At 57.7% G+C, this 25,019-nt stretch carries 25 protein-coding genes; 7 read left to right on the forward strand and 18 right to left on the reverse strand.

Going from position 1 to position 25,019, the window contains the following annotated elements; genetic code table 11:
- Positions 1-102: 102 nt before the first annotated feature.
- The 15 genes from rnhB to rpsB form a co-directional block, all read right to left on the reverse strand.
- Positions 103-780 (reverse strand): ribonuclease HII, encoded by a 678-nt coding sequence (gene rnhB, locus WD429_RS07095; RefSeq protein WP_368421477.1) that lies wholly within the window; start codon positions 778-780, stop codon positions 103-105.
- Positions 777-1,973: a lipid-A-disaccharide synthase gene (lpxB, locus tag WD429_RS07100; protein WP_368421478.1), complete on the reverse strand. Its 1,197-nt coding sequence runs from the start codon at positions 1,971-1,973 to the stop codon at positions 777-779. Before lpxB ends, rnhB begins: the two co-directional genes overlap by 4 nt.
- A gap of 11 nt (positions 1,974-1,984) precedes the next feature.
- Positions 1,985-2,776 (reverse strand): acyl-ACP--UDP-N-acetylglucosamine O-acyltransferase, encoded by a 792-nt coding sequence (lpxA, locus tag WD429_RS07105; protein WP_368421479.1) that lies wholly within the window; start codon positions 2,774-2,776, stop codon positions 1,985-1,987.
- The gene (fabZ, locus tag WD429_RS07110; RefSeq protein ID WP_368421480.1) at positions 2,776-3,213 is read right to left on the reverse strand and encodes a 3-hydroxyacyl-ACP dehydratase FabZ; all 438 of its coding nucleotides are present in this window, start codon (positions 3,211-3,213) and stop codon (positions 2,776-2,778) included. Before fabZ ends, lpxA begins: the two co-directional genes overlap by 1 nt.
- A gap of 11 nt (positions 3,214-3,224) precedes the next feature.
- Positions 3,225-4,250: a UDP-3-O-(3-hydroxymyristoyl)glucosamine N-acyltransferase gene (lpxD, locus tag WD429_RS07115; RefSeq protein WP_368421481.1), complete on the reverse strand. Its 1,026-nt coding sequence runs from the start codon at positions 4,248-4,250 to the stop codon at positions 3,225-3,227.
- A 59-nt stretch (positions 4,251-4,309) separates the two neighbouring features.
- Positions 4,310-4,807 carry an OmpH family outer membrane protein gene (locus tag WD429_RS07120; RefSeq protein ID WP_368421482.1) on the reverse strand — a complete coding sequence of 166 codons (498 nt, stop codon included), beginning with the start codon at positions 4,805-4,807 and terminating at the stop codon, positions 4,310-4,312.
- A gap of 45 nt (positions 4,808-4,852) precedes the next feature.
- The gene (gene bamA, locus WD429_RS07125) at positions 4,853-7,171 is read right to left on the reverse strand and encodes an outer membrane protein assembly factor BamA (protein ID WP_368421483.1); all 2,319 of its coding nucleotides are present in this window, start codon (positions 7,169-7,171) and stop codon (positions 4,853-4,855) included.
- Between the two features lie 43 nt (positions 7,172-7,214).
- Positions 7,215-8,564 (reverse strand): RIP metalloprotease RseP, encoded by a 1,350-nt coding sequence (rseP, locus tag WD429_RS07130; protein WP_368421484.1) that lies wholly within the window; start codon positions 8,562-8,564, stop codon positions 7,215-7,217.
- Positions 8,565-8,612: 48 nt separating this feature from the next.
- Positions 8,613-9,800 (reverse strand): 1-deoxy-D-xylulose-5-phosphate reductoisomerase, encoded by a 1,188-nt coding sequence (gene ispC / locus WD429_RS07135; protein WP_368421508.1) that lies wholly within the window; start codon positions 9,798-9,800, stop codon positions 8,613-8,615.
- Positions 9,800-10,639 (reverse strand): phosphatidate cytidylyltransferase, encoded by an 840-nt coding sequence (locus WD429_RS07140; RefSeq protein ID WP_368421485.1) that lies wholly within the window; start codon positions 10,637-10,639, stop codon positions 9,800-9,802. Before WD429_RS07140 ends, ispC begins: the two co-directional genes overlap by 1 nt.
- Positions 10,640-10,661: 22 nt before the next feature.
- Entirely contained in the window at positions 10,662-11,432 is a 771-nt protein-coding gene (gene uppS, locus WD429_RS07145; RefSeq protein WP_368421486.1) for a polyprenyl diphosphate synthase, read from the reverse strand.
- 67 nt (positions 11,433-11,499) lie between these two features.
- A complete protein-coding gene (gene frr, locus WD429_RS07150; protein WP_368421487.1) occupies positions 11,500-12,057 on the reverse strand; it encodes a ribosome recycling factor in 558 nt (185 codons plus the stop codon).
- A 73-nt stretch (positions 12,058-12,130) separates the two neighbouring features.
- Positions 12,131-12,859 (reverse strand): UMP kinase, encoded by a 729-nt coding sequence (gene pyrH, locus WD429_RS07155; RefSeq protein WP_368421488.1) that lies wholly within the window; start codon positions 12,857-12,859, stop codon positions 12,131-12,133.
- A 186-nt stretch (positions 12,860-13,045) separates the two neighbouring features.
- Positions 13,046-13,915: a translation elongation factor Ts gene (tsf, locus tag WD429_RS07160; RefSeq protein WP_368421489.1), complete on the reverse strand. Its 870-nt coding sequence runs from the start codon at positions 13,913-13,915 to the stop codon at positions 13,046-13,048.
- A gap of 88 nt (positions 13,916-14,003) precedes the next feature.
- A complete protein-coding gene (gene rpsB, locus WD429_RS07165; protein ID WP_368421490.1) occupies positions 14,004-14,756 on the reverse strand; it encodes a 30S ribosomal protein S2 in 753 nt (250 codons plus the stop codon).
- A gap of 251 nt (positions 14,757-15,007) precedes the next feature.
- Here rpsB and map point away from each other — a divergent pair, with 251 nt between their 5' ends.
- The 6 genes from map to dapE are packed head-to-tail and all read left to right on the forward strand — an operon-like array spanning position 15,008 to position 22,158.
- Positions 15,008-15,778, forward strand: a complete 771-nt coding sequence (map, locus tag WD429_RS07170; RefSeq protein ID WP_368421491.1) for a type I methionyl aminopeptidase — start codon at positions 15,008-15,010, stop codon at positions 15,776-15,778.
- Positions 15,779-18,424 carry a [protein-PII] uridylyltransferase gene (locus WD429_RS07175; protein WP_368421492.1) on the forward strand — a complete coding sequence of 882 codons (2,646 nt, stop codon included), beginning with the start codon at positions 15,779-15,781 and terminating at the stop codon, positions 18,422-18,424. It abuts the gene before it with no gap.
- Positions 18,421-19,623: a succinyldiaminopimelate transaminase gene (gene dapC / locus WD429_RS07180; RefSeq protein WP_368421493.1), complete on the forward strand. Its 1,203-nt coding sequence runs from the start codon at positions 18,421-18,423 to the stop codon at positions 19,621-19,623. The genes WD429_RS07175 and dapC overlap by 4 nt, the downstream gene beginning before the upstream one ends.
- Positions 19,620-19,967 carry an ArsC family reductase gene (locus WD429_RS07185; RefSeq protein WP_368421494.1) on the forward strand — a complete coding sequence of 116 codons (348 nt, stop codon included), beginning with the start codon at positions 19,620-19,622 and terminating at the stop codon, positions 19,965-19,967. Before dapC ends, WD429_RS07185 begins: the two co-directional genes overlap by 4 nt.
- 39 nt (positions 19,968-20,006) lie before the next feature.
- On the forward strand, positions 20,007-21,035 hold the full coding sequence (dapD, locus tag WD429_RS07190) for a 2,3,4,5-tetrahydropyridine-2,6-dicarboxylate N-succinyltransferase (RefSeq protein ID WP_368421495.1): 1,029 nt from the start codon (positions 20,007-20,009) through the stop codon (positions 21,033-21,035).
- Entirely contained in the window at positions 21,022-22,158 is a 1,137-nt protein-coding gene (gene dapE, locus WD429_RS07195) for a succinyl-diaminopimelate desuccinylase (RefSeq protein ID WP_368421496.1), read from the forward strand. Before dapD ends, dapE begins: the two co-directional genes overlap by 14 nt.
- A gap of 42 nt (positions 22,159-22,200) precedes the next feature.
- Here the strand turns inward: dapE and WD429_RS07200 are convergent, their stop codons facing one another.
- Positions 22,201-22,419: a SlyX family protein gene (locus WD429_RS07200; protein WP_368421497.1), complete on the reverse strand. Its 219-nt coding sequence runs from the start codon at positions 22,417-22,419 to the stop codon at positions 22,201-22,203.
- Between the two features lie 206 nt (positions 22,420-22,625).
- Between WD429_RS07200 and WD429_RS07205 the strand changes: the two genes are divergently transcribed.
- Positions 22,626-23,156 (forward strand): cold-shock protein, encoded by a 531-nt coding sequence (locus WD429_RS07205; protein WP_368421498.1) that lies wholly within the window; start codon positions 22,626-22,628, stop codon positions 23,154-23,156.
- 78 nt (positions 23,157-23,234) lie between these two features.
- Here WD429_RS07205 and WD429_RS07210 read toward each other — a convergent pair whose 3' ends face one another.
- Complete coding sequence (locus WD429_RS07210) at positions 23,235-23,612, reverse strand: hypothetical protein (protein ID WP_368421499.1); 378 nt, start codon at positions 23,610-23,612, stop codon at positions 23,235-23,237.
- Positions 23,584-24,990: a hypothetical protein gene (locus tag WD429_RS07215; protein WP_368421500.1), complete on the reverse strand. Its 1,407-nt coding sequence runs from the start codon at positions 24,988-24,990 to the stop codon at positions 23,584-23,586. The genes WD429_RS07210 and WD429_RS07215 overlap by 29 nt, the downstream gene beginning before the upstream one ends.
- Between the last annotated feature and the right edge of the window lie 29 nt (positions 24,991-25,019).

Here is a 25,019-nt window from a genome sequence, read left to right on the forward strand (position 1 = left end):
CCCGACGAGCTACCAGACTGCTCCACCCCGCATCAAACTGGTTGTTTACCGGGGATGCCCCCGATCAACGTGCGCGTATAGTAAGGATTCACCCCGAAGCTGTCAATCGATATTTTCAAACAGATCCGCCGGATAATGCATCTCATCCGTTGGTTGCTCCCGATAGAGCCCCACGGTATCAATGGCTTCCTGCACAGGCCGGAAAGAGCGCCGATGGTGCACGGTCGCACCGTGGCGATTGAGTGCCTCCAAATGGACCGGCGTCGGGTAGCCTTTATGCTTTGCCAGCCCGAACTCCGGGAACACCGCATCCAGCTCCGCCATTTCCCGGTCGCGAACCACTTTGGCTACAATCGAAGCGGCACTGATCGCCTCAACGCGACCGTCGCCCTTGATCACCGGTTCCGACGGCCACTGCCATTTCGGACACCGGTTACCGTCCACCAGCACATACTCCGGGGCAATGCCCAGGCCGGCAACCGCCCTTTCCATAGCCAGCATCGTGGCCTGGTAGATATTCAGGCGATCAATCTCATCCGCCTCGGCGCGACCAAGGCTCCAGGCGGCGGCGTTCTCCAGAATCTGCTCATACAATGCTTCCCGGCGCTTTTCAGTGAGCTTTTTTGAGTCTGCCAGGCCTGCAATTGGGCGTGCTGGGTCAAGTATCACAGCCGCCGTCACAACAGCACCAATCAACGGGCCCCGGCCGACTTCGTCGACGCCGGCGAGTCGCCAGCCGGTATAATCGCACCGAAACGGCGGCAACGGAGATTTGCTCACTGCACGCTCCCTTCCACACCTTCCACCAGCCGGGAAACAGCCTCGGCCGCCCGCTCATCTGCATTCTGGCGCAACTGGTGGTGCAAGTCGGTGAATTCGACCTTCAGATAAGCGCGCTCCTCGTCGTTTTCCAGGCGCTCCAATACTGCCGCACCCAGAGTTTCAGGCGTTGCGTCATCCTGCAGCAGTTCAGGCACCAAAGGTTTGCGCGCCAGTAAATTCGGCAAGGCAACGTGGGGCACTTTCACCAGACGCGACAACAATGCGTAACTGACGTTACTCAACCGGTAACCAACCACCATCGGCTTTTTGAGCAGCATCGCCTCCAGCGTTGCCGTTCCCGATGCCAGCAGAACCACATCGGCTGCGGCCATCACTTCCCGGGAGCGCCCTCGTACGATCGTTACCGGCAAATCCACTTCCAGGGATTCAACCAGCCCTCTCACCTGCTTTTCCCGATCCCGATTCACACAGGGAATCACCAACTGCAGGTCCGGTCGCGATGATTGAATCCACCGCGCGGCAGAAAGAAACAGGCTGCCCAGGCGCTCCACTTCGCCACCACGACTGCCCGGGAGGATGGCCAGCACGGGCTGACTTTCCCGGAGACCCAGCGCACGACGCGCAGCGAGAGTGTCTGGCTCTAAGGGTATACGGTCGGCCAAAGGGTGCCCGACAAAGGCCACAGGCACATTGTGTTCTTCGTAAAAGCGCGCCTCGAAAGGAAAAAGCGTCAGCATCAGGTTCACAGACTTGGCAATTTTGAAGATGCGCTTCTGCCGCCATGCCCAGACCGAGGGACTAACGTAGTGAACCGTCGGAATGCCAGCGTCGCGACAGCGCCGCTCTACGCCCAGAGTAAAATCGGGGGAATCAATGCCAATGACGACATCCGGAGGGGTGGTCAGGAAATAATCCATCAGGCGGGCGCGAATGCTGAACAACTCACGAATCCGGCCCAGCACTTCCACCAACCCCATCACGGATAACCGCTCCATGGGGATCAGTGAGTGAAAGCCGGCGGCTTCCATATCTTCACCGCCAATGCCCACAAACCGGGCGCGGGGATAGCGGGCCCGTAGCGAGCGGATCAGGCCGGCACCGAGGATATCGCCCGATGCTTCACCGGCGACAATGGCAAACGTGATGGGTCGGTCGCTAATGACCGCAGTGGGGGTCTGGTCCGTCACCATTCAGGCCCCGATCAGCGGATAATGCCGCGGTGTGCACCACGAAGGGAGTCGATCAACGGGCGGACTTCCGCCACGTCCGGGTAGGCTTTTTCCAGCTCTTCAACGGCCTGCTCGGTGGTGAGGCCCTGCCGGAAAATCACTTTGTACGCACGACGCAGGGTCAACAGCGCATCTTTACTGAATCCGCGCCGGCGCAGGCCTTCCACATTCATACCATGAGGCGCTGCAGACTGCCCGCTGGCCATGACGTAGGCCGGAATATCCTTGAGTACAATACTGCCCCCGGCGGCCATACTGTGCTGGCCAATGTGGCAGAACTGGTGAACCATGGTGCCACCACCAAGAATGGCCCAGTCACCAACGCAGACATGCCCAGCCAGCGTGGCGCAGTTGGCAAGGATGGTGTTGTCACCCACGGTGCAATCGTGCGCCACATGAACGTAAGCCATCAGCAGGTTGCCGCTGCCGATGCGGGTTTCACCCCGGTCCTGAACGGTGCCACGGTGAATCGTACAGTTTTCACGAATGACGTTGTCGTCACCGATCACCAGCGTTGTGGGTTCGCCCGCGTACTTCTTGTCCTGGCACGCTTCGCCGATACTGGAGAACTGAAATATGCGATTGTTACGGCCAATACGGGTTGGCCCCTTAACCACCACGTGGGAGAGGATCTCGGTACCCTCGCCTATTTCCACTTCGGGTCCGATGTAGGTCCAGGGCCCAACGGTAACCTTGTCTGCCAGTTTGGCTGATGGGTCTACAATCGCTTGAGGATGGACGCCCGACCAGTCGTTTGTCGCCATCAAACTTCTCTCTCAGCGGTCAGTATGTCGGCCACGCAGACGACTTCGCCATCGACCAGTGCCCGGCACTCGAATTTCCAGATTCCGCGTTTGCCGGAGATGAAGGTCGATTCCATGCAGAGTCGGTCTCCCGGCACCACGGGGCGCTTGAACCGCACCTTACTGGTCCCAGCCAAATATTGTACCACGCCGTCAGAGGGTTTCCGTTCAACCGTCACGAAGCCGAGAATGCCGGCAAGCTGCGCCATCGCCTCTACAATCAGGACTCCGGGCATGATCGGCTTGTTCGGAAAATGGCCCGTAAAGAACGGTTCGTTGAAGGAAATGTTCTTGTATCCCTTAATGGATTTACCCTTTTCAACCTCGGTAACCCGGTCCACCAGCAAAAACGGGTATCGATGGGGCAAATATTCCAGAATTTCTTCGATATACATCATCTTTAACGGCCTCAGCCTTCTGATTTCTTTTCCAGTTCCCTGAGCTTACGCGCCATCGTATCAAGTTGGCGGAAGCGAACTGCGTTTTTGCGCCACTGGCGGTTTTTGTCCGCGCTGGTGCCGGATGAATACACGCCAGGCTCACGGATGTCACCTGTCACCAGCGTCATGCCGGTCAGGTGAACCTGATCGGCGATATTCAGATGACCGGCCACACCGGAGGCACCACCGAACACACAATGTTTTCCAATATGGGTGCTGCCGGCGATTCCGACCATGGCAGCCATGGCACTGTGGTCGCCAATCCTGACGTTATGGGCAATCTGAATGAGGTTGTCCAGTTTGACCCCGTCGCCAATGACTGTGTCATCCAGCGCTCCGCGATCTATTGTGGTGTTGGCACCCACCTCCACATCATCGCCCAGTACGACCTTGCCAATCTGGGCGATCCGATGCCACACACCTTTTTCATTAGCAAAACCGAAACCGTCTGACCCCACCACGGCGCCACTCTGAATCAGGCACCGCTGCCCCACGACAGTCTCGTGAGCCAGGGTCACCCTGGGGCGTAACACCGAATGAGCACCAATGTGGCAGCGCGCGCCGATAACAGAGCCCGCACCCACCACGACACCCTCCCCAATGTCGGCTTTCGCCTCAATAACAACCTGAGGACCAACTGACGCACTGTCAGCTATGCGTGCGGACGGGTCCACAACAGCGGTCGGATGGATGCCAGAGATCGGGCGGGGCACTGGATCAAACCAGTGGCTGAGGCGAGCATACCCGAGATAAGGATTATCCAGTAACAGGACATTGGTCGGAGATTCGCTGGCCACTGAGGGGGACAGGATCACCGCAGACGCTTGGGTATTCTTCAGATAACGGACATACGACGGGTTCGCAAGAAACGCTATCTGGCCTGGAACGGCAGCCTGCAACGTGGCGATGCCGTTGATCGGTGTATCCGGATCGCCATTGAGCTCTGCGCCCAGTTCGGTGGCAATGTCTCCCAACCGGTAACAACTCTCTGTCATCACTTACTCCAGAAGGTAAGGCCGGCGGGAATCGTTGCGCCGGCCCGGACCAGGCGCAATCAGCGGTTCAGTTTTTCCAACAGCTCGTCTGTCAGGTTCATCTCCGGCTTTACATAGACCACCGCTTCACTGGGGAGAATCATATCCAGGTCATGCTCTTCGAGCAGTTCCTTAACGGCTGCGTCCACATCAGGGCGCGCTTCTTCGAGGAATGATTGCTTGCGATTGGCAACCGTGGAGTCGAGACGCTGTTTCAGAAAATTGAATTCTTTCACCTTTTCCTGGAACTGCCCGGTGAGCTCAGTGCGCTCGGACTCGTTCATCATCGCGCCGTCTTTTTCGAGGCGATCTTTCAGTTTGCGCGCCTCTTCCTGCGCCTGTCGAACCTGGGCCTCGTCATCGGCAAAATCCTGCTGCAAGCGCTCGCTGAAGGTCTTGGCTTCGTTTGACGAGAATAGAGCCTGGCGGAGATCCACTACACCAATGCGAGTGTCGGCCATAGCCGGAAAAGACACTGCCAAACCCAAAATGGCGGCCATCATTGCAAAGCGGAACATGCGTTTTCTCCTCTGTTTTATTTTTCTGACTGTATCGTCCGTTGATCAGAACGTCTGCCCCAACGAGAACTGGAAGACCTGGGTATCATCGCCACTCTTGTCGTTCAACGGCTTAGCCAGACTGAACGCAAGCGGGCCGACGGCGGTGATCCACTGGAAGCCAATACCAGCCGATAACCGGACTTCATCACCAGCTGGATCGAAATCCCTGTCAGCATCAAATACCTGACCTGCGTCCACGAAAAACGCGGTGCGCATTGAACGGGTATCACCGGCAAACGGCGTCGGGAAAATCAGTTCCAGACTGGCTTCGGTCAACAGGTTACCCCCGAATGGGTCCGGATCGGACAGATCGTTCGGACTGTTTGTCGCTTTCGGACCCAGTGAGTTTGCCTCGTATCCTCGCACAGAGCCATAGCCACCGGCGTAGAAATGTTCATAAAACGGCATGACGTCACGACCGTCGTACCCATCTCCGTACCCTATTTCCGTGCGCGCTCTCAAAACCCAGGTCTGATTGTCGTTCAGCGGTTGGTAGAAATCGGTTTTATGGGTGGCTTTATAGAACGTGAGGTCACTGCCCGGAACGGCCACATCGGCCGACAGCGAATGGCTGTAACCGTCACTGGGCAGCACACCCCGGTTCAGCGTACTGCGACGCCAGGAGCCAAAGAGGAAGTAGTTGTTGAATTCATTGCCCTCTTCGTCAATGAATTCTCTGACCTCTTCAGAGGTAAATATCCCTTCCTGAATTTTTGACAAGGTGTAGCCAACACCAAAATTCAGACGGGTTATCCGGTCCGTCGGGTAGCCAAACGTCAGCCGGCCACCGTATTCATCCAGCAGGTAGGAAGAAATGTCCTGCTCTTCAAAGTCGGTTTCGCGGGCAAACAGGCTGAAGCCCCGGCTGACCCCATCGACGGTGTAGTAGGGGTCGGTGTAGGAGAAGTTGGCGCTCTTGATGGAATCACTGACGTTAACGCCAAAGGACACCCGCTTGCCGCTGCCAAAGAAGTTGTTCTCCGACACGTTGGCCCCGAGAATAACGCCGGAGGCCTGGGAGAACCCCACCGACGCGGAAAGGCTGCCAGTGGGCTGTTCAACCACGGAGTAGTTCACGTCCACCATGTCGTCGGTGCCGGGGACCGGCGTTGTGTTAACGTCCACTGTCTGGAAGAAGCCGAGGCGCTCCAGCTTGGTTTTGGAGAACTCAATCCGGTCGGTAGAAGCCACGCCCCCTTCCATCTGGGTCATTTCCTGGCGCAGCACTTCATCCCGGGTCGACACATTTCCGTCGAAGTTAACGCGGCGGACATACGCGCGCTTGCCGGGTTCTACAAAGAAGGTGACCGATGCGGTGTTGTCATCGCCCGGTTCCGGGACTGCGTTGACGTTGGCAAACGCATAACCTTCCCGGCCCAGCCGGCGGGAGAGGCGCTCGGATATGGCGGTTGTCTCAGCGCGGGAAAACACATCCCCTTCTTCGATAAAGATCAGGTCACGCAACTCATCTTCGTCAACAATCAACTCACCCCGCAGCCGAACGTCGGAAACCGTGTATTGCGGCCCCTCATTGAGTGCAATGGCGATGAATACCTGTTGCTTGTCGGGTGAAATCGACACCTGACTGGATTCGACATTGAAGTCCAGATGACCCCGGTCCAGATAGAAAGAACGCAGAGACTCCAGGTCGCCACTCAGACGCTCCCGTGCGTACTTGTCGGAATTGGTGATCGAATTCCACCAGCTTGTGGTTCTGAGCTCGAACAAGTCCAGCAGCTCATCATCGCTGAAGCTTTCATTGCCAATGATATTCATGTGCTGAATAGCGGCGACGTCGCCCTCGTTGATATCGAGGCTGATGGCCACACGATTACGGGGTAGGTCTTCAGCGGTTGCCTTTACGCGCGCATTGTAACGCCCCTGACTGATGTACGACCGCAGGATTTCCAGTTCCAGACGCTCCAGCGTTGCACGGCGGAACACTTGGCCTTCTTCCAGACCCGCTCCGGACAGGGCGTCCATCAGCATGTCGGTTTCGATATTTTTGTTGCCATCGACCTCGATTGACGTAATGGAGGGGCGCTCCTTGACAGTGAGGATCAGTACGCCACCGTCGCGGCTCGCCTCAATGTCGGTAAACAGCCCAGTCCGGAACAGACCCTTGATGGCACCGGCAAGCTCGGTTTCATCGACCGGTTCGCCAATATTGACCGGAAAAGCGGAAAAGACCGAGCCAGCAGACACCCGCTGCAATCCCTCAACCTCGATATCGGAAACCGTGAATTCCTCAGCCTGGGCCGAATGCATACTGATACCGGACAACGCCAGCCCGATAGCTACACCTAGAAGAGAACGTCTCATTCAGTCATTTCGCCTGTTAATGCGCGTAAGGAGCCCGCAATTCTCACAACCGCATCAGGTCGTTGTAAAGAGCAAACACCATTAATGTAAGAATCAATACCATACCAATTCGTAATCCAAAGGCCTGAACCTGCTCGGAAACTGGCTTCCGACGGATCGCTTCAATGGTGTAGTACACAATATGACCACCATCCAGCACCGGAATCGGCAGCAGGTTCAACACGCCCAAACTCACGCTCAGGTATGCCAGGAATCGTATAAAGTCCTCAAAACCGGAGGTCACACTCGCCTCAGCAACCCGCGCAATGGTGATCGGACCACTCAGGTTGGTAGGCGACAGCAGGCCTGTAACCATTTTCTGGATCGCCACCAACGTCAAACGGGTATCAGACCAGGTTTCATTCAGCGCATTGGGAATCGCGGCCAGCGGGCCGAAGCGGACATCCCGAAGCGCCTCATCGGGCCAGGACACCTGTGCCACACCGGCACCTACAAATCCAATGCTCTCGCCGCTGCCGTCTGTTCTGGCCTCCGGTGTGACGGTAAGATCGACCGATTCTCCACCCCTCTCCACCGTCAAGCCCAACGGACGTTCCGGAGACTGCCTGATCGCCTCGACCAATGCAAACCAGTCCGCAACCGGCTCCCCCTCTACCGCCAGAATCCGGTCATCGGGCTGCAAACCTGCTGCTTCAGCACGGCCACCGCTGGACACCTCACCCAGCACAGCTGGGATATCGGGGCGCCACGGCTGTATGCCGAATTCTCCAAGCGGGTCAGGGTTGTCGTCTTTAAGCCGCCAACCACCGAGAGAGGCGGACAGCTCGTCACGGCGGCCTTCACGGCTGACCGACACCACCACCTGACTGTTCTCACCCGCTCTTTCGAGCAAACGCATGTTGATATCGCGCCACGAAGCGACTTGGCGCCCGTCCACCTCGTGGATCTCCATGCCCTGGGCAAGCCCCATTTGGTCAGCAATGCTGTCCGGCCGGACCTCGCCGACAACCGGCGCTACCGTGGTAAAGCCGACAACGCTCAACAGCCAGTACGCGGCGATGGCAAACAGAAAATTGGCAATCGGGCCCGCCGCGGCGATGGCAATTCGGCGGGAGGGTGGCTTGGAGGTAAACGCCTGATCCCGCAGCTCTTCCGGAACCGGGCCTTCTCGCTCATCCAGCATCTTGACGTAACCACCGAGCGGAATCGCGGCCAGAGCGAACTCGGTACCGTGGCGGTCATACCAGGAATACAGGGGTTTGCCGAAGCCGACCGAAAAACGCAGAACTTTGACACCACAACGCCGGGCAACCCAAAAGTGGCCAAACTCATGAAGCGTGACCAGAATGCCCAGCGTCAGTGCTAAAGCCAATACGGTTTGTACTATGTGCATAGTGCTCTCGGTGTTAGAGGGGCAGTCTGACTGATGCCACGGCAACCATCAGACAACCAGTAATCGTATCTGTTCCCGCGCCAGCCGGCGAGCCTCTGCGTCTTTGGCGAAAATAGTCTCAAAACTGGCGGCGGGCACCACGTCTGTTGCAGCGAGCACCTGCCTGATAATAACGGGGATATCCGTAAAGCCAAGATTGCCTGCGAGAAACGCCGCTACCGCCTCTTCATTCGCCGCGTTTAGTACCGCAGGAGCCGTGCCGCCGGCCTTGAACGCATCTGCAGCAAGCTGTAGGCATGGAAAGCGATCCAGGTCAGGACGCTCAAAGTGAAACCGACCGATGGCAAACAGGTCGAGCGGAGCCACCCCCGCATCGATTCGCTCCGGCCACGCCAGGCCGTTAGCAATCGGTGTTCGCATATCCGGACTGCCCAACTGCGCCAGCACCGAACCGTCAGCGTATTCAACCATCGAATGAATAATGCTCTCGGGGTGCACGTGCACTTCGATACGGGACGGGTCGGTATTGAATAGCCAGCATGCCTCAATCAGCTCAAGGCCTTTGTTCATGAGTGTTGCGGAGTCCACCGAAATTTTCTGGCCCATGGACCAGTTCGGGTGCGCACAGGCCTGCGCCGGGGACACACTTCTCAGCTCGTCTTGCGAGTGTTCCCGGAAAGGGCCGCCAGAGGCCGTGAGCAAAATCCGGGTAATACCCGCGCCGCCGGGATCACGCACCCGATCCGCTGGCATGCACTGAAAAATCGCGTTGTGTTCACTGTCGATGGGCAAAAGCTCTGCGCCTGACTCCGCCACTGCATCCATAAATAACTGGCCAGACATCACCAGCGCTTCCTTGTTGGCCAACAGAACTCGCTTGCCCGCACGAACAGCAGACAGCGTTGGCGGTAACCCGGCAGCGCCAACAATGGCCGCCATGACCGTGTCCACCTCAGCTGCTGAAGCCACCTCACACAGCCCGGCTTCGCCCTGAAGCACGGTGATATGGGGCAAATCAGACAGCGTGGCTGCCAGCGCATCGGCCGCTTTGGCGTCTGCCATCACGGCGCAGCTCGGCTGAAATTCCCGGCACAAGGCGGCCATTTCAGCCACCCGGGTATTAGCCGCCAGCGCATGCACGCTGAAACGGTCGGGGTGTCGGCGAATCACATCAAGCGTGCTCAGCCCGATTGAGCCGGTGGCCCCCAGAATGGTTATGTTGCGCATAGGTGATATCACCATTTCCCGGCTGTTAACCAGCCAAGCTGGGTAATCGTCAGGGCGAACACCGGTATGGCGGCCGTCAGGCTGTCGATCCGGTCCATTATGCCACCGTGCCCCGGAAGCAACTGGCTGCTGTCCTTGATGCCGCGAAACCGCTTCATCATGCTTTCAAGCAAATCACCCAGTACCGAGACAAAGCCGGTCACCAGGCTGGCAATCACCAGCAAAACGGCCTGATCCACCGGCGCAGCCGCCAGCTGGCTGATAATCACAGCAAACAGTGCTACGGCGGCGAGCCCACCCCACACACCGGCCCAGGATTTACCGGGGCTGACCCGCGGGGCCAATTTCGCTTTACCAAACGTCCGGCCCGCAAAATAGGCACCAATATCAGCCACCCAGACCACACAGAACACGTAAAGAATGACCAGCAGGTTGTTGGCAACATCGCCAAACTCCAACGAGCCTGTTCTGAGATGGTTGAGCCCGACCCATGCCGGCACCAGCACCAGCAGGCCCATGACTGCCCGGGCCGGCACACCACCCCAGCGGTCTGAGCCCGCTGGATAACTTCGCACCATCAAAAAGCAGACCAGCCACCACCCGAGGGCCAGCCAAAGAACCGCAACCGCTGGCACATGCAGCAACCCGAACATAACCGCAGCGACGACCGCCGCGTACGCCACACGGCTACCTGACGACGTCAGCCCGGACATGTTCGCCCACTCCCAGGCACCAATGGTGATGATGGCTCCGGTAAACAGGGCAAAGCCGAGTGGTGGCAGAAAAAAAATGCCACCAACCGCAATCGGGGCGAGAATGAGCGCAGTAATAATCCGGGTTTTTAGCACAATAAAGTTCGCTGTCTTGTCGTTATTGTTCCGTCTGGCGGGCGGCAATCTGATCGTCGGTCTGGCCGAACCGGCGCTGGCGCCCAGCATAAGCCCGTAACGCTTCGCGCATTTGATCGGCGAGGAAGTCGGGCCAGTAAACCGGGGAGAAATAGAGCTCTGCATACGCCAGATGCCACAGCATGAAGTTACTGATGCGCTGCTCTCCGGCAGTGCGGATCATCAGGTCCGGCATGGGCAGATCCCCGATCGAAAGGTGCTGCTGGATCAAAGAGTCGTTAACGTCTGAGGGTTCAACCAGACCCGCCCTGACCTTTTCAGCCACCTGGCGGGACGCCTGGGCGATGTCCCAGTGGCCGCCGTAGTTGGCGGCAATCACCAGAGTCATCTGGGTGTTGTGCCGGGTAAGCTGTTCCGCTTTTTCCATGTGCTCCTGCAGCGAATGACTGAAGGCGCTGCGGTCACCAATGATACGCAAGCGGATATTATTGCGGTGCAGCTTTTTAACTTCCCGCTCCAACGCGAACAGAAACAGGCGCATCAACGCTGACACCTCGTCAGCAGGGCGCCGCCAGTTCTCACTGGAAAACGCAAACAGAGTCAGAACTTCAACGCCTTCACGCGCACAAGTCTCGACTACCGATTTCACCGCAGTGACGCCGGCCTTGTGCCCTGCCACCCCCGTCAGCCGTCGGGCCTTTGCCCAGCGGTTATTACCATCCATGATAATGGCCACATGCCGGGGCCGGCTATCGGCCGACACCGGAATCTCTGCGGATACAGTTTCCGTCATGAAGTCCCCTGTTCAGCCGGCAGCGCCCCGCAGGCTGATAATTTCATCCGAATAAGACCCTGGCTGATCAGACCGCCATCAGGTCCTCTTCTTTCGCTTTGAGCATCTTTTCGATCTCAGCAATGTGGCGATCCGTCAGTTTCTGGATGTCGTCTTCGCCCCCGCGCTCTTCGTCTTCGTTGATGTCCTTATCCTTCAGCAACTCCTTGAGCATGCTGTTGGCATCACGACGGGCGTTACGAACGGACACCCGGCCGTGTTCGGCGTCCGCTTTTGCCTGCTTGACCATTTCCTTGCGGGTTTCTTCCGTCAACATCGGCATGGGAATCCGAATAAGGTCACCGCTGGTCGCGGGGTTCAGGCCAAGGTCAGAGGTCATGATGGCTTTTTCGATCACCGGTATCAGGTTCTTCTCCCACGGAGAGACCGCCAATGTCCGATTATCCTCAACGTTGACACTAGCCACCTGCTTCAACGGTGTCGCCTGACCATAATAGTTCACCATAACACTGTCGAGAATGGCCGGGTGGGCACGGCCGGTGCGGATTTTATTAAACGCCGAGTGCAGAGCCTCAAGGCTCTTTGTCATTTTCTTCTCAGCTTCGGATCTGATGTCGTCAATCACTGGAGCATCCTCAATTCGTGTATCAGGTTAATCTGTTCTCCGGCACCTGATCAGGCGGGCCGGATCAATCCCGTTATTCGATCAGTGTACCTTCTTTCTCGCCAGTCACGATGCGAGTCAGCGCACCCGGACGATTCATATCAAACACCCGCAACGGCATACCGTGATCCCGGGCCAGGCAGATAGCCGTGAGATCCATGACACCGAGTTTCTTGTCCAGGACCTCGTCGTAGGTCAGGTGATCGTACTTTTCCGCCGACGAGTCAAGGTAGGGGTCTGCCGAATACACACCGTCCACCTTAGTTGCCTTCAGTACGGCATCTGCTTCAATCTCGATACCGCGCAGGCAAGCGGCGGAATCCGTCGTGAAGAAGGGATTGCCGGTGCCGGCACAGAAGATCACCACATCACCGTCTTTCAGGTCGCGCACCGCGCGGCGGCGGTCATAATGCTCGACAATACCGCTCATGGGAATGGCTGACATCACACGGGTGCGAATGCTGGAGCGTTCGAGCGCATCGCGCATCGCCAGGCCGTTCATTACGGTTGCCAGCATGCCCATATGATCGCCGGTTACCCGGTCCATACCGGCGGCACTCAACGCGGCACCCCGAAACAGGTTGCCGCCACCGATCACCAGCCCAACCTGAACACCAATGCCAATAAGGGCACCGATTTCCAGGGCCATGCGATCAAGAACTTTGGGATCAATGCCGAAATCATGCTCCCCCATCAGGGCCTCGCCACTGAGCTTGAGCAGAACACGCGTGTATCTCGGCTGGGTTTTGGATGAGTGCGGCATGGCTGGTTCCCTTTTCGTCTGTTGGCTGCTATCAGGCGCGACAAGCTTTGCAGGCTTGTATCTGACATACTCCTTCAAAAAAGGGGTATCTCAGATACAAGCCCGCCACGAGAGCCGGATTTCCCCAGCTAACGTGGCAGACTCAGGCGGCACTGCAAAACCGGTCTGCAGTGCCCTTCAGAAAGATCAGGCCTTGCTGGTGCCAGCTGCTGCTGCAACTTCGGCGGCAAAGTCTACTTCTTCCTTTTCAATCCCTTCACCCACTTCCAGGCGAACAAAGCCAACCAGCTCGCCACCGACGGACTTGATCAGCTCGCCTACGGTCTGGTCCGGGTTCTTCACGAAAGGCTGTTCAACCAGGCTATTTTCCTTGAGGAACTTCTTGATGCGGCCGCCCATCATCTTCTCGACGATTTCGGCAGGCTTGCCTTCCATGTCCGGCTGGGCCTTGATGACGTCCTTTTCTTTCTCAAGCTCTTCGGCAGGCATCTCTTCCGGCTTGCCAACCCGCGGGTTAACAGCGGCGGCGTGCATGGCGATGTCACGAGCAACTTCCGGAGTGCCCGCAGTCAGGGCAACAACGGAAGCGATCTTGTTGGTGCTGTGGACATAACCACCCACCACAGGACCTTCTACCTTGACGATGCGACGAACGGTGATGTTCTCGCCGATCTTCTGAACCAGCGCTTCGCGCTTGGCTTCCAGATCGCCGGCCATCAGCTTGGCCACGTCAGCTTCGCCTTTTTCGAAGGCAACGTTCAGCACGTCGTTGGCGAAATTCAGGAAGTTGTCGTCACGGGCAACGAAGTCTGTCTCGGAGTTGACTTCCAAAATGAAAGCAACGGTGTTGTCGTCGGAGATCTTGATCAGAGACACACCTTCAGCCGCGGTACGGCCAGCTTTCTTGGCGGCTTTAAGGCCAGAAGACTTACGCAGTTCTTCGATTGCAGCGTCAACACTGCCCTCAGCTTCTACCAGTGCTTTTTTGCACTCCATCATGCCAAGGCCGGTACGCTCACGCAGCTCTTTGACCATTGCAGCGGTAATTGCAGCCATGTTAAATCCTCTTGTTCCGAATTCGGTAGGGAGACGAGCCCGGCAATAATGCCGGGCTCGTCCTGCATCTCACATCTGAAGGGAAAGCTTACTCGGCAGCTGGAGCAGCGCCTTCAGTGTTTTCGCTGACTTCTACGAACTCGTCAGCGCCGGCACCAGCAGACTGGTTAGCGTCGATGCAGGTATCGGCAACGGCCTTCACGTAAATCTGAATAGCGCGAATGGCGTCGTCGTTGCCTGGGATAACATAATCAACACCGTCAGGATCACTGTTGGTATCGACCACACCAATAACAGGGATGCCCAGCTTGTTGGCTTCCTTGATGGCGATGCGCTCGTGGTCCACGTCGATCACGAACAGTGCGTCCGGCAGGCCGCCCATGTCCTTGATACCACCGATGGAACGCTCAAGTTTGTCCATCTCACGGGTGCGTTCAAGGGCTTCTTTCTTGGTCAGCTTGTCGAAGGTGCCGTCCTGACTCTGGGCGTCCAGGTCACGATAGCGACGGATTGACTGACGAATGGTCTTGTAGTTGGTCAGCATGCCACCCAACCAGCGGTGGTTTACAAACGGCTGGCCAGAGCGCTCTGCTTCTTCTTTCACAATCTTCGCAGCGGCGCGCTTGGTGCCTACAAACAGAACCTTGTTCTTGTTCTCTGCCAGTTGCTGAACGAACTTGAGCGCGTCGTTCATGGCAGGAACAGTCTGTTCCAGGTTGATGATATGAATCTTGTTACGGGCGCCGAAGATGAACTTCGACATTTTCGGGTTCCAGTAACGGGTCTGGTGACCGAAGTGAGCACCTGCCTTGAGCAGGTCACGCATATTTACCTGAGCCATGATATTTACCTTTTTAGCTTCGGGTTAGTCCTCCACGCGTCCGATTGACCCAACCAGCCTCCTTAAAGCAGGAGATGGCACCCTGGGACAACGTGTCGACACGTGTGTGAATTTGCTGGATTCGTTTCCAGCGGGCGCGTTTATACCATAAATCGACACTGCCACGCCATTATTTTTGGCGGCATGCTTCCTTGTACCCAGCCTCTCTCCCCCTTAAAATGCTGACTTGATATACACCAATGGGAAGCCCAATGCAGGTATCGATCAAAACTCCGGAAGAAATCGAAAAAATGCGGGTCGCTGGCCGGCTGGCCGCTGACGTTCTCGAAATGATCGGCGAGCACGTGAAGCCCGGCGTTACGACCGAAGAACTTGATCGCATTTGCCACGACTATATAGTGAACGTACAAAAGGCGATTCCGGCACCCCTGAACTATAAGGGTTTTCCTAAATCGGTGTGTACGTCCGTCAACCATGTCATCTGCCACGGCATTCCTTCTGAGAAGAAGGTGCTGAAGGATGGCGACATCATGAACATCGACGTTACCGTAATAAAGGATGAGTACCACGGCGACACCAGCAAAATGTTCATTGTCGGAAAGCCCAAGCCCGGTACCGAGCGACTGATCGACATTACTCAGGAGTGCCTCTATAAAAGCATAGAGCTGGTCAAGCCTGGCACCCGTCTGGGTGATATCGGCCACATCATTCAGCAATACGCCGAAAAGCATCGTTACTCGGTGGTCCGGGACTACTGCGGCCACGGCATCGGCAAAGTGTTCCACGAAGACCCCCAGGTGATGCATTACGGCAAGCCCGACACCGGCATGGAGCTGCAGGAAGGCATGACCTTCACCATCGAGCCCATGATCAACCAGGGCAAATACCACACAAAGCTGCTACCCGACGGCTGGACCGTGGTTACCAAGGATCATAAGCTGTCTGCTCAGTGGGAACACACCATTCTGGTGACGGCTGACGGCCACGAGGTGCTTACCAAGCGCACGGAAGAGTCGTTCTAGGTGGATCGAGACGAGCAGGAATCCCGCATAAGCAATGATCATTCCCCAGTAACAGCGGCCCGCGAGCTGCTTCAGGAACGATACAATGCGGATGCCGAAGCCTTTCACCAGGGGGCTGATGTACGCGCCCTGGTTCATTCCAGGGCCGATACGATCGACACCGTTCTGCGTCTGATCTGGAACCGCTACCCGTTTGCGTCGTCTTCCGACATCTCGCTGGTTGCCGTTGGTGGTTATGGGCGCGGTGAACTTCACCCTCACTCCGACGTTGACCTGCTCATCCTGACCCGCAACAGCATCCGTCAGGAATGGCAGGAAGACCTGGGAGCCTTCATCACGCTGCTGTGGGACCTGAAGCTGGACATCGGTCACAGCGTTCGCAGCATTGACGAATGCAAAGCCGCCGCCCGGGAAGACATCACCATTCTGACCAACCTGCTGGAGACCAGGACCATTGCCGGTCCCGATGAACTCAGGGAAACTCTGAGCGAAGAGGCCTACTCCGATGACATCAGCTCTGATCGGGATTACTTCATCGCCAAGCGGGAAGAGCAGAAAAAACGCCACAAGAAATACGGTGACACCGAGTACAACCTGGAGCCCAACGTCAAGGGATCTCCGGGCGCACTTCGGGATATCCAGACCATTGGCTGGATCACCAAGCGGCATTTCGGCCTGCAAAACATCGCAGACCTGACGCGTTTCAGTATTCTTACCGAAGAAGAACACCAGATTCTGTTCCAGGGCGAGTCCTTTCTGTGGCGGCTGCGTTATGGCCTTCAACTGATCGCCGACCGTAACGAAAACCGCCTGCTGTTTGACCACCAGCGAACGCTCGCCGAAATGCTGGGTTACCAGGACGAAGGCAAGCGCCTGGGCGTGGAACTGATGATGCAGTCCTACTACCGCACCGTATTGGCCCTGGCAGAGCTCGCGGACGTTATTCTCCAGTATTACGACGAAGCCATTCTCGGTGCCGGTGATGCTGACGACATTCAGCCACTGAACAAGCGCTTCCAGATTTGTAACCGTTATATCGAAGCGGTGAATAACCAGGTGTTCGCCTACGCGCCCTACTCCATCATGGAAATCTTCGTGTTGATGGCCCAACACCCGGAAATCAAAGGCATCAGAGCGACCACCATTCGCTCCTTGCGGGCTCACCGACACTTGATTGACGATGCCTTCCGTGCAGACCTGGCCGTCACCTCTCTGTTCATGGAGCTTTTGCGCACGCCCCATGCACTGGACCAGACGCTCTCCGCCATGAAGAAGTACAACGTGCTGGGGCGCTATCTGCCGGAATTCGGGCAGATCATCGGGCAAATGCAGCACGACCTGTTTCACATCTACACGGTTGATGCCCACACCATGCGGGTCATCCGCAATATGGTGAGAATGACCAGCTCCGAAGCACGCACCGAATACCCACTGGCTTCCCGCCTGATTCACCGGCTACCGAAACTGGAAACACTCTTTATTGCCGGCCTTTACCACGACATTGCCAAAGGCCGCGGCGGTGACCACTCGGAACTCGGGGCCATCGATGCGGAAGACTTCTGCCAGCGACACCATCTGAGCGCCCGCGATACCCAACTGATTTCCTGGCTGGTGGAAAACCACCTGTTGATGTCCATGACCGCGCAACGCAAGGACATTTCCGACCCCGACATCATCCACGCCTTTGCGCAGGCGGTCCCCAGTCAGGCTCATCTGGATTATCTCTACGTGCTGACCGTGTGCGACATCAGCGCCACCAACCCCAAACTCTGGAATACCTGGCGGGCATCCCTGTTGCGCCAGCTTTACATTGAATCCAAGCGGGCGTTAAGGCGAGGCACGGAAATACCGGTGGATCGCCAGGAATGGGTGCGAGCCACCCAGTCTGAGGCGCGGGAAATCCTGCACGCCCAGAACATGACCGACGAACAGATCGACAGCATCTGGGACACCCTGGACGAAGATTATTTTCTTCAGGATTCCACCGTCGACATCGCCTGGCAAACCGCGGCGATTATCCGCCACGGCGACAACCCCGATCCCCTGGTGCTGATCCGCGATACCCGGGGCGGCCCTACGGACGGTTACTCCCAGATCATCATCTACATGCGCGACCGGGTGGCGCTGTTCGCAGCGACCACGGCGGTGCTCGAACAACTCAACCTGAACATTGTGGACGCGCGGATCAGCTCCGGCGAAAGCCCCTATTCCGTCAGCTCCTACGTGGTGCTCGACGAAAAAGGCAAACCTCTGGGCATAGACCCGGCCCGTAAGGACCGTGTTCGCAAACGCCTGATCGAAGAGCTGGACGACCCGGACGACTACCCGGACATCATCCACCGGCGCACGCCCCGGCAGCTCAAACACTTTGCGTTTCCCACCGAGGTGACGCTGTCGAATGACACCATTAACCAGCGCACCGTGATAGAAGTGGTTACCCCGGACCGCCCGGGGCTTCTGGCCCGCGTGGGTCAGGTGATGCTTGAACACCGGGTCCGGCTGACCAACGCCAAAATCGCGACGCTGGGCGAGCGGGTGGAAGACGTGTTTTTTGTCACCGATGAACAGGGCGGCCAGATCAGCGACGCCGACATATGTCAGGCCCTCCAGGAAGACCTTCGCAACATGCTGGATGAGACCCAATGAACCCCAATCTGGACCGACTGCACCCCTATCCGTTTGAAAAACTGGCGAAACTGAAAGCCGGCATTTCCGCACCGGCCGACTTACCACCCATTTCCCTGGGGATTGGTGAGCCCAAGCATCCGTCACCGGGCTTTGTGAAACAGGTGATCGCAAACAACCTCGACCGGCTCGCCAATTACCCCACCACCAAGGGCATGGATGAGCTGCGCGAAACCATCAGCACCTGGGCCACCCAACGCTTTCAGCTCAAACCTGGCAGCTTGACCGCCAGCGACCATGTTGTGCCAGTCAACGGTACCCGAGAAGCCATTTTCTCGCTGATACAGGCGGTGGTGGACGCCTCACAGCCAGCAACGGTGGTCAGCCCGAACCCCTTCTATCAGGTGTATGAGGGTGCCGCCCTGCTCGCTGGAGCAACGCCGGTTTACCTGCCCTGTGACGGCAACAACGGTTTTATTCCTGAATTTGACCAGGTGCCTGACTCGGTCTGGCACAATTGCCAGGTCCTGTTTCTGTGCTCACCCGGCAACCCCAGTGGCGCGGTTATCCCAAGGAAAACCCTGACCCGGGTCATCGAACTGGCTGACCGATTCGATTTCGTCATCGCCTCGGACGAGTGCTACTCCGAACTCTATCCCGACGAAACTCAACCCCCGGAAGGCCTGCTCCAAACCTGCGCCGCCATCGGGCGCGATGATTTCGCGCGCTGCGTGGTTTTTCACAGCCTGTCCAAGCGCAGCAACCTGCCAGGGCTTCGGTCCGGCTTTGTGGCCGGTGACGCTGGCATCCTCAAAGGCTACCTGAAATACCGCACCTATCACGGCTGCGCCATGCCCATTCACAACCAGCTGGCCAGCATGGCCGCCTGGCAGGACGAAGACCACGTGCGGGAAAACCGCGCCGCCTATCGGGCAAAGTTCGAGGCAGTGGTTCCCATCCTGCGCGAGGTCATGGACGTCGACTTTCCCGATGCCGGTTTCTATCTCTGGCCGAAAACGCCGATGGACGACGAGACCTTCGCCCGCGAGCTGTCAGCTCAGCAAAACGTTCACGTACTGCCAGGACGCTACCTGTCACGCACAGTGGACGGCCACAACCCCGGCGAGAACCGGGTGCGCATGGCCCTGGTCGCCCCACTGGAGGAATGCGTTGAGGCAGCAAAACGCATCGTCGAATTTGTAAAGGCGAACGAGGCATGAAGATTTACGGTATCCGGAACTGCGATACGGTGAAAAAGGCCAGAAAATGGCTGGACGAACAAAGCATCGCTTACGAATTCCACGATTTCAAAAAAGACGGGCTGAGTGAACCAATGTTGTCGCGCTGGGAAGATACCGTCGGCTGGGAAGCGCTGGTGAACCGCCGCGGCACCACCTGGCGCAAACTTCCCGATGAGGTTCGTGATACCATAAGTGCCCAATCCGCCCACGACATCATGCTGGACAACCCTTCCATTATTAAGCGGCCGGTGGTCGAGCACGAAGGGGATGTCACGGTTGGCTTTAACGCCAATCAATGGGCCACCCGTTTTTCAGATTCATAAACGTCACACACTTTTCATAACGACAGGAGCAACCACCTGATGAGCTTTGCATTCGGTATCGGTATCGGCAGCCAGAACAACCAGGGCGAATGGCTGGAAGTGTTTTATCAGCAGCCGGTAATGACACCCGACAATGGCCTCATTGATGTGGCTCGCAGCAGTCTGGATTATCAGGGCGGCAACCAGGCCCTCCTGGTGAACGCGGAACAGCTGAGCCAATTTGCCAATGCCCTGCGGCAAGTTGGTGAAACCGATCAGGCTACCCTGGCAGAAAAAGCGGCGGGCAGCTCACGCCCCGTGTGCGTCACCATTCTGGATACGGACGACACCGCTTCCAGCACACCGGAGGTTTACCTGAAGCTGCACCTGATTTCACACCGCCTGGCGAAACCCCACGGCCTCAAGCTGGATGGCATTTTTGGCCGGCTGCCCAACCTGGCCTGGACCAACGAAGGCGCGATCGACCTGAACGAGCTCTCCAGCCGCCAGCTGAAAGCGCGCCTGGCAGGCCGCACACTGGAAGTAAAATCGGTGGACAAGTTCCCACAGATGACCGATTACGTGGTCCCCAAAGGCGTGCGTATTGCGGATACCGCACGAGTGCGTCTGGGTGCTTATGTGGGTGAAGGTACTACCGTGATGCACGAAGGCTTCATCAACTTCAACGCCGGCACCGAAGGCACCAGCATGATTGAGGGCCGCATCTCGGCGGGTGTGATGGTTGGCAAAGGCTCCGACCTCGGTGGTGGCTGCTCCACCATGGGCACGCTGTCAGGTGGCGGTAACATCATCATTGCCGTGGGCGAAAACTGCCTGATCGGTGCCAACGCGGGCATCGGCATTCCGCTGGGTGACCGTTGCAAAGTAGAAGCCGGCCTGTACATCACCGCCGGCACAAAGGTTGCCCTGCTGGATGACAACAACGAGCTTGTCGAAGTGATCAAGGCACGGGATCTGGCCAACAAGACCGACCTGCTGTTCCGTCGCAACAGCCAGACCGGCGCAGTGGAATGCAAATCCAACAAAACCGCGATCGAGCTGAACGAAGAGCTGCATGCAAACAACTGATTCTCCGACCCTCGATCTCGCCATCGACCTGATTGGCCGGCGCTCCGTTACACCGGAGGATGCCGGTTGCCAGGAACTGATGATGTCACGGCTTACGCCTCTGGGCTTCGCCGGTGAGAACCTGCGCTTTGGCACCACCGACAACCTCTGGGCCCGCAAGGGTAAAGAGGGACCGGTGCTGGCGTTCGCAGGCCACACCGATGTGGTGCCAACCGGGCCAGAAAAAAACTGGGCGCACCCGCCTTTTGACCCGGTTATCCGCGATGGCTATCTCTATGGCCGCGGCGCGGCCGACATGAAAGGCAGCCTGGCTGCCTTTGTGACGGCTTGCGAGCGTTTCGTGGCGCAGCATCCGGATCACCGAGGCTCCATCGCCCTGCTGATTACCAGCGACGAAGAAGGCCCGGCTCAGGACGGTACCGTCCGGGTCATCGACACGCTGGAAGCCAGACATGAAAAGATGGACTGGTGCCTGATCGGCGAGCCGTCCAGCACGCACGAAGTGGGCGATGTCATCAAGAACGGACGGCGGGGATCACTGCACGGGTATATGACCGTTCAGGGTATTCAGGGCCATGTGGCCTACCCGCACCTGGCGGAGAATCCGGTTCACACGGTTGCGCCGGCGTTGGACGCCCTGGCCAGCGAGTTCTGGGACAATGGCAACGATTTCTTTCCGCCAACCACATTCCAGATCACCAAAATTGAAGCGGGAACCGGCAGCAACATCATCCCCGGGGAGTGCCTGGTGCACTTCAATTTCCGTTATTGCACAGAGAATACAGCAGAAAGCCTGGAAGAGCGGGTGGTGGCCATACTGGACCGGTTTGGCTTCAAGTACGAGCTGCAATGGCACCTGAGCGGACGCCCGTTTCTGACCGACCGTGGTGCGCTGGTGTCCGCCAGCCAGAACGCCATTCGCACCGTGACCGGCCGCGAAACCGAACTGTCCACGTCCGGGGGCACATCCGACGGCCGTTTCATCGCGCCGACCGGGGCCCAGGTGGTGGAGCTGGGGCCGATCAACGCGACCATTCACAAAGTGGATGAATGTGTCAAAGCTTCGGACCTGGACACGCTGTCAGACATCTATGAGCAAATCCTGGAAGAGCTTCTAGCCTGACGCTTAAGCCTGAAGGGGCCTCTGCTCAGGCCAACCCCGCCCTCAGTAATGAGGCGGCGGGGTTTCTTCCTCCTCGCGTTTGAGGTTGCTCGGGGACACTTCTTTAAGCTGCTGGTTCAGCAGGCGCTTCGCTTCCCACAGCTCGCGGATATCCAGTTCCTGCCTGGCCACCTGTTCACTGAGGGTGTTAATGACGTCGTCCTGAAACGCTACTCGGGTTTCAAGCTCGTCCAGCCGTGCTTCCAGATCTCTGTTACTCATCAGTACTGCAAACCTTGTCTTCAATTGTCGGACTGGCCAGATGCTTGGTCAGTGCTCGTGGTTATCTGGTATCATGCCGCCTTTGCCCGCCAAGGCCCGTCGTTTTTCGGTAACCCTGGCGGTTTTCACCGGCCGGATGTGCGATTTTACCCGCTATCCGGTTCTTTATCGTTAGCGTTTAAATAAGTATGGAGAAATCTCAGTCAATGCGTAATCCAGCCAAAGCGATCCTTGTTGCTCTTTTGATCGCCATCCCTGCACCGTTGATTCTAGCCATTTTGCTGTCCTTTACCCCGGAGCCGCTTCGCCTGATTGCAGCCGGTCAGACTCTGGAAGCTCTGGGTAGCACTCGCGGCATCGTTGCCTACATTATTGCCCTGGTGCTGTTCGGCATTGCCGGCTTCCTGACCGTCGCCATCGCCGCACGTCAATCCGGACAGCGTTCACGCCCTGCGCAACCGCGTCAGGCCAGCCAGCCCAGTCAGAACTATGACGACGAAGATGACTTTGACGACACCAGCCCCGAGGGCGATGAAGAAGGTAGCGTCAAGTGGTTCAACGTCAAGAAAGGGTTCGGTTTTATTGTCCGTGACAACGGTGACGAGGTGTTCGTCCACTTCCGTGCCATTCGTGGCCGTGGTCGACGCGTTCTGCGTCAGGGCCAACTGGTTCGCTTCAACGTGGTTGAAGCCGACAAGGGCCTGCAAGCGGATAATGTGTCCATCCTGAGCGACTGATCAGGGGCACCTTCTGCCACTCGAAAAAGGGGCAGCCAATTGGCTGCCCCTTTTTTGCTTCAGTGCCCGCCTTTCACCTCAATGCCAGACCACCAGTTGCTCGCCGCGATCATCCAGCCGCCACCACTTTTCATCCGCAACCGGCTCACCCTCTTTCCAGTCTCCCGGGCTGCAGCGTACTTCCGTACCCATCGCTCGCCAGGCACTGCGGGCGCAATCCAGATCCGCACCCCACGGTAATGATTCTCCCTCAAGTACCAGACAGGTGAAGCGCTTGCCAAAAGCCCCCGGGTAGAGGATTACCCTTACCGGTGCATTCAGGTACCGACCAACACCTTTGATGGCTCTGTTGTCTACCTGCTCATCATCCAGCTCGAGCTGGTCCAGGTGATTGGCCAACCACTCTGATACCGCCAGAGACTTCAGGTCACGAATGTATATTTCGAGGTCCCTCACCCGTGTTTTCTCCTCCGTCATGATCACAATGGACAACATAGTGAACCGGCCCGGGACGCGCTGCAACCCAGCGTTCCAGTTCGTGCCGGAGATCGTCCAACGTCAGAGTGCGAAGCGTTCCAGCTGCTTTTCGCTCGTACCAGCATACCTCCGCCGCAGCACGATCAATCTCAGCCCTGGACAAGCTCGCTTCCAGTTCATCGATGGGTTCCTGACGCGCCAGAGCCACCAGGCTCTGGCGGCGCAGCGTGTCGGCCTGGCCTCTCAGTGCCAGAGCTTCCGACGGCCCCCGATGCGCAAACAGATTCAGCCGGGCCGCCGCGCGCTCAACCCACTGCAGCATGCCACCGGGAGAACCCACCGAGTGGCTGCGACAACTGGCGACATAGGCAATCGCCCCGCTCGACAAGCGGATACCCCACTGCTTCTCAATAAACGGTTGGTGGGCCGACAGTATGGATTTTTTCTGCAGAACACCGGAGGCCGGCATATCAAACACGTCCATCGACCGCCCCAGCCATTGTTCAAGCTGCCCGGTGGTGTCCACACCCTGAATGGCGGCGGGGCCCAGCAGTAGAATCGGGCCTTTCCATGATTGCAGTAACGTACCCGAAAAACTATCCCAGCGGCCGGCCAGAGCCATCACATCCGCAGGGGAAACATTGTCGAGAATCAGTGTGGGCCACTCTCTACGCGGCGCATGAGGTCCGGGGACTGCCGGCACATCATCGGCCATTAGCTCTGCCTCACGCCGCAAATCGAGTTCAACGTATCCTGCCTCCAGGCACGGTAGCAGGGCCTGCAACCAAGCTGTTTTGCCGCTACCCCGATGACCCCGTAGCCAGATCATGGCCGAGGGTGCCGCCGCGATGGTCACCGCCACTTCTTCTGCGAGAGCCAGCCAGCCCATGTCACTGACGACAACCGGAACGGTGTCCTGACAGGGTTCGTCCCGGCGGTCTCCGCTCCACCCAGACAGCGGCCAATCACCTACCATCTCCAGTACGGAGACATACGCTTTCTGCTGAAAACGCTCCGCTACTGACACCAGCGCAGACAGCAACATTGGCCAGTCCAGCCATGGCGCATCAGACAGATCCCGGGCAGATGAAAACCAATCCAACAGTTGCGAAGAGAGCACGCCCTCTCCACCGACTTCCGTCACGATGGGTTGTTCACACTGGATTGTGCGCACCAGCTCGTCGAGATCAACGCCTCTGGCCCTGAGAAAGCCAGACACCACCGGCTCGCCCTCCACCAGGGAGAGCAGGAAATCCTCTGCGCTGATGGCAAAGCCGCCCCGGTGGGCGACGCTGTCTCTGGCCCGTTGCAGGGCCGTTTGGCATTGCGGGCTCAGGCATCCCTGCCAGTCTTCCATTGTGCATCTCCTTTTGCTTGCCGCCGGGC

Origin of the sequence: Marinobacter sp. (genome assembly GCF_040904845.1) — a bacterium.
In the GTDB taxonomy this organism is placed as follows: Bacteria; Pseudomonadota; Gammaproteobacteria; order Pseudomonadales; family Oleiphilaceae; genus Marinobacter.

What these genes read in the sequence shown, in the direction of transcription:
- lpxB (WP_368421478.1), bottom strand. Translation starts at nt 1,973, where the DNA reads ATGGTGACGGACCAGACCCCCACTGCGGTCATTAGCGACCGACCCATC.
- lpxA (WP_368421479.1), bottom strand. Translation starts at nt 2,776, where the DNA reads ATGGCGACAAACGACTGGTCGGGCGTCCATCCTCAAGCGATTGTAGAC.
- fabZ (WP_368421480.1), bottom strand. Translation starts at nt 3,213, where the DNA reads ATGATGTATATCGAAGAAATTCTGGAATATTTGCCCCATCGATACCCG.
- lpxD (WP_368421481.1), bottom strand. Translation starts at nt 4,250, where the DNA reads ATGACAGAGAGTTGTTACCGGTTGGGAGACATTGCCACCGAACTGGGC.
- WD429_RS07120 (WP_368421482.1), bottom strand. Translation starts at nt 4,807, where the DNA reads ATGTTCCGCTTTGCAATGATGGCCGCCATTTTGGGTTTGGCAGTGTCT.
- bamA (WP_368421483.1), bottom strand. Translation starts at nt 7,171, where the DNA reads ATGAGACGTTCTCTTCTAGGTGTAGCTATCGGGCTGGCGTTGTCCGGT.
- rseP (WP_368421484.1), bottom strand. Translation starts at nt 8,564, where the DNA reads ATGCACATAGTACAAACCGTATTGGCTTTAGCACTGACGCTGGGCATT.
- uppS (WP_368421486.1), bottom strand. Translation starts at nt 11,432, where the DNA reads ATGACGGAAACTGTATCCGCAGAGATTCCGGTGTCGGCCGATAGCCGG.
- pyrH (WP_368421488.1), bottom strand. Translation starts at nt 12,859, where the DNA reads ATGCCGCACTCATCCAAAACCCAGCCGAGATACACGCGTGTTCTGCTC.
- tsf (WP_368421489.1), bottom strand. Translation starts at nt 13,915, where the DNA reads ATGGCTGCAATTACCGCTGCAATGGTCAAAGAGCTGCGTGAGCGTACC.
- rpsB (WP_368421490.1), bottom strand. Translation starts at nt 14,756, where the DNA reads ATGGCTCAGGTAAATATGCGTGACCTGCTCAAGGCAGGTGCTCACTTC.
- map (WP_368421491.1), top strand. Translation starts at nt 15,008, where the DNA reads ATGCAGGTATCGATCAAAACTCCGGAAGAAATCGAAAAAATGCGGGTC.
- dapC (WP_368421493.1), top strand. Translation starts at nt 18,421, where the DNA reads ATGAACCCCAATCTGGACCGACTGCACCCCTATCCGTTTGAAAAACTG.
- WD429_RS07185 (WP_368421494.1), top strand. Translation starts at nt 19,620, where the DNA reads ATGAAGATTTACGGTATCCGGAACTGCGATACGGTGAAAAAGGCCAGA.
- dapD (WP_368421495.1), top strand. Translation starts at nt 20,007, where the DNA reads ATGAGCTTTGCATTCGGTATCGGTATCGGCAGCCAGAACAACCAGGGC.
- dapE (WP_368421496.1), top strand. Translation starts at nt 21,022, where the DNA reads ATGCAAACAACTGATTCTCCGACCCTCGATCTCGCCATCGACCTGATT.
- WD429_RS07200 (WP_368421497.1), bottom strand. Translation starts at nt 22,419, where the DNA reads ATGAGTAACAGAGATCTGGAAGCACGGCTGGACGAGCTTGAAACCCGA.
- WD429_RS07205 (WP_368421498.1), top strand. Translation starts at nt 22,626, where the DNA reads ATGCGTAATCCAGCCAAAGCGATCCTTGTTGCTCTTTTGATCGCCATC.
- WD429_RS07215 (WP_368421500.1), bottom strand. Translation starts at nt 24,990, where the DNA reads ATGGAAGACTGGCAGGGATGCCTGAGCCCGCAATGCCAAACGGCCCTG.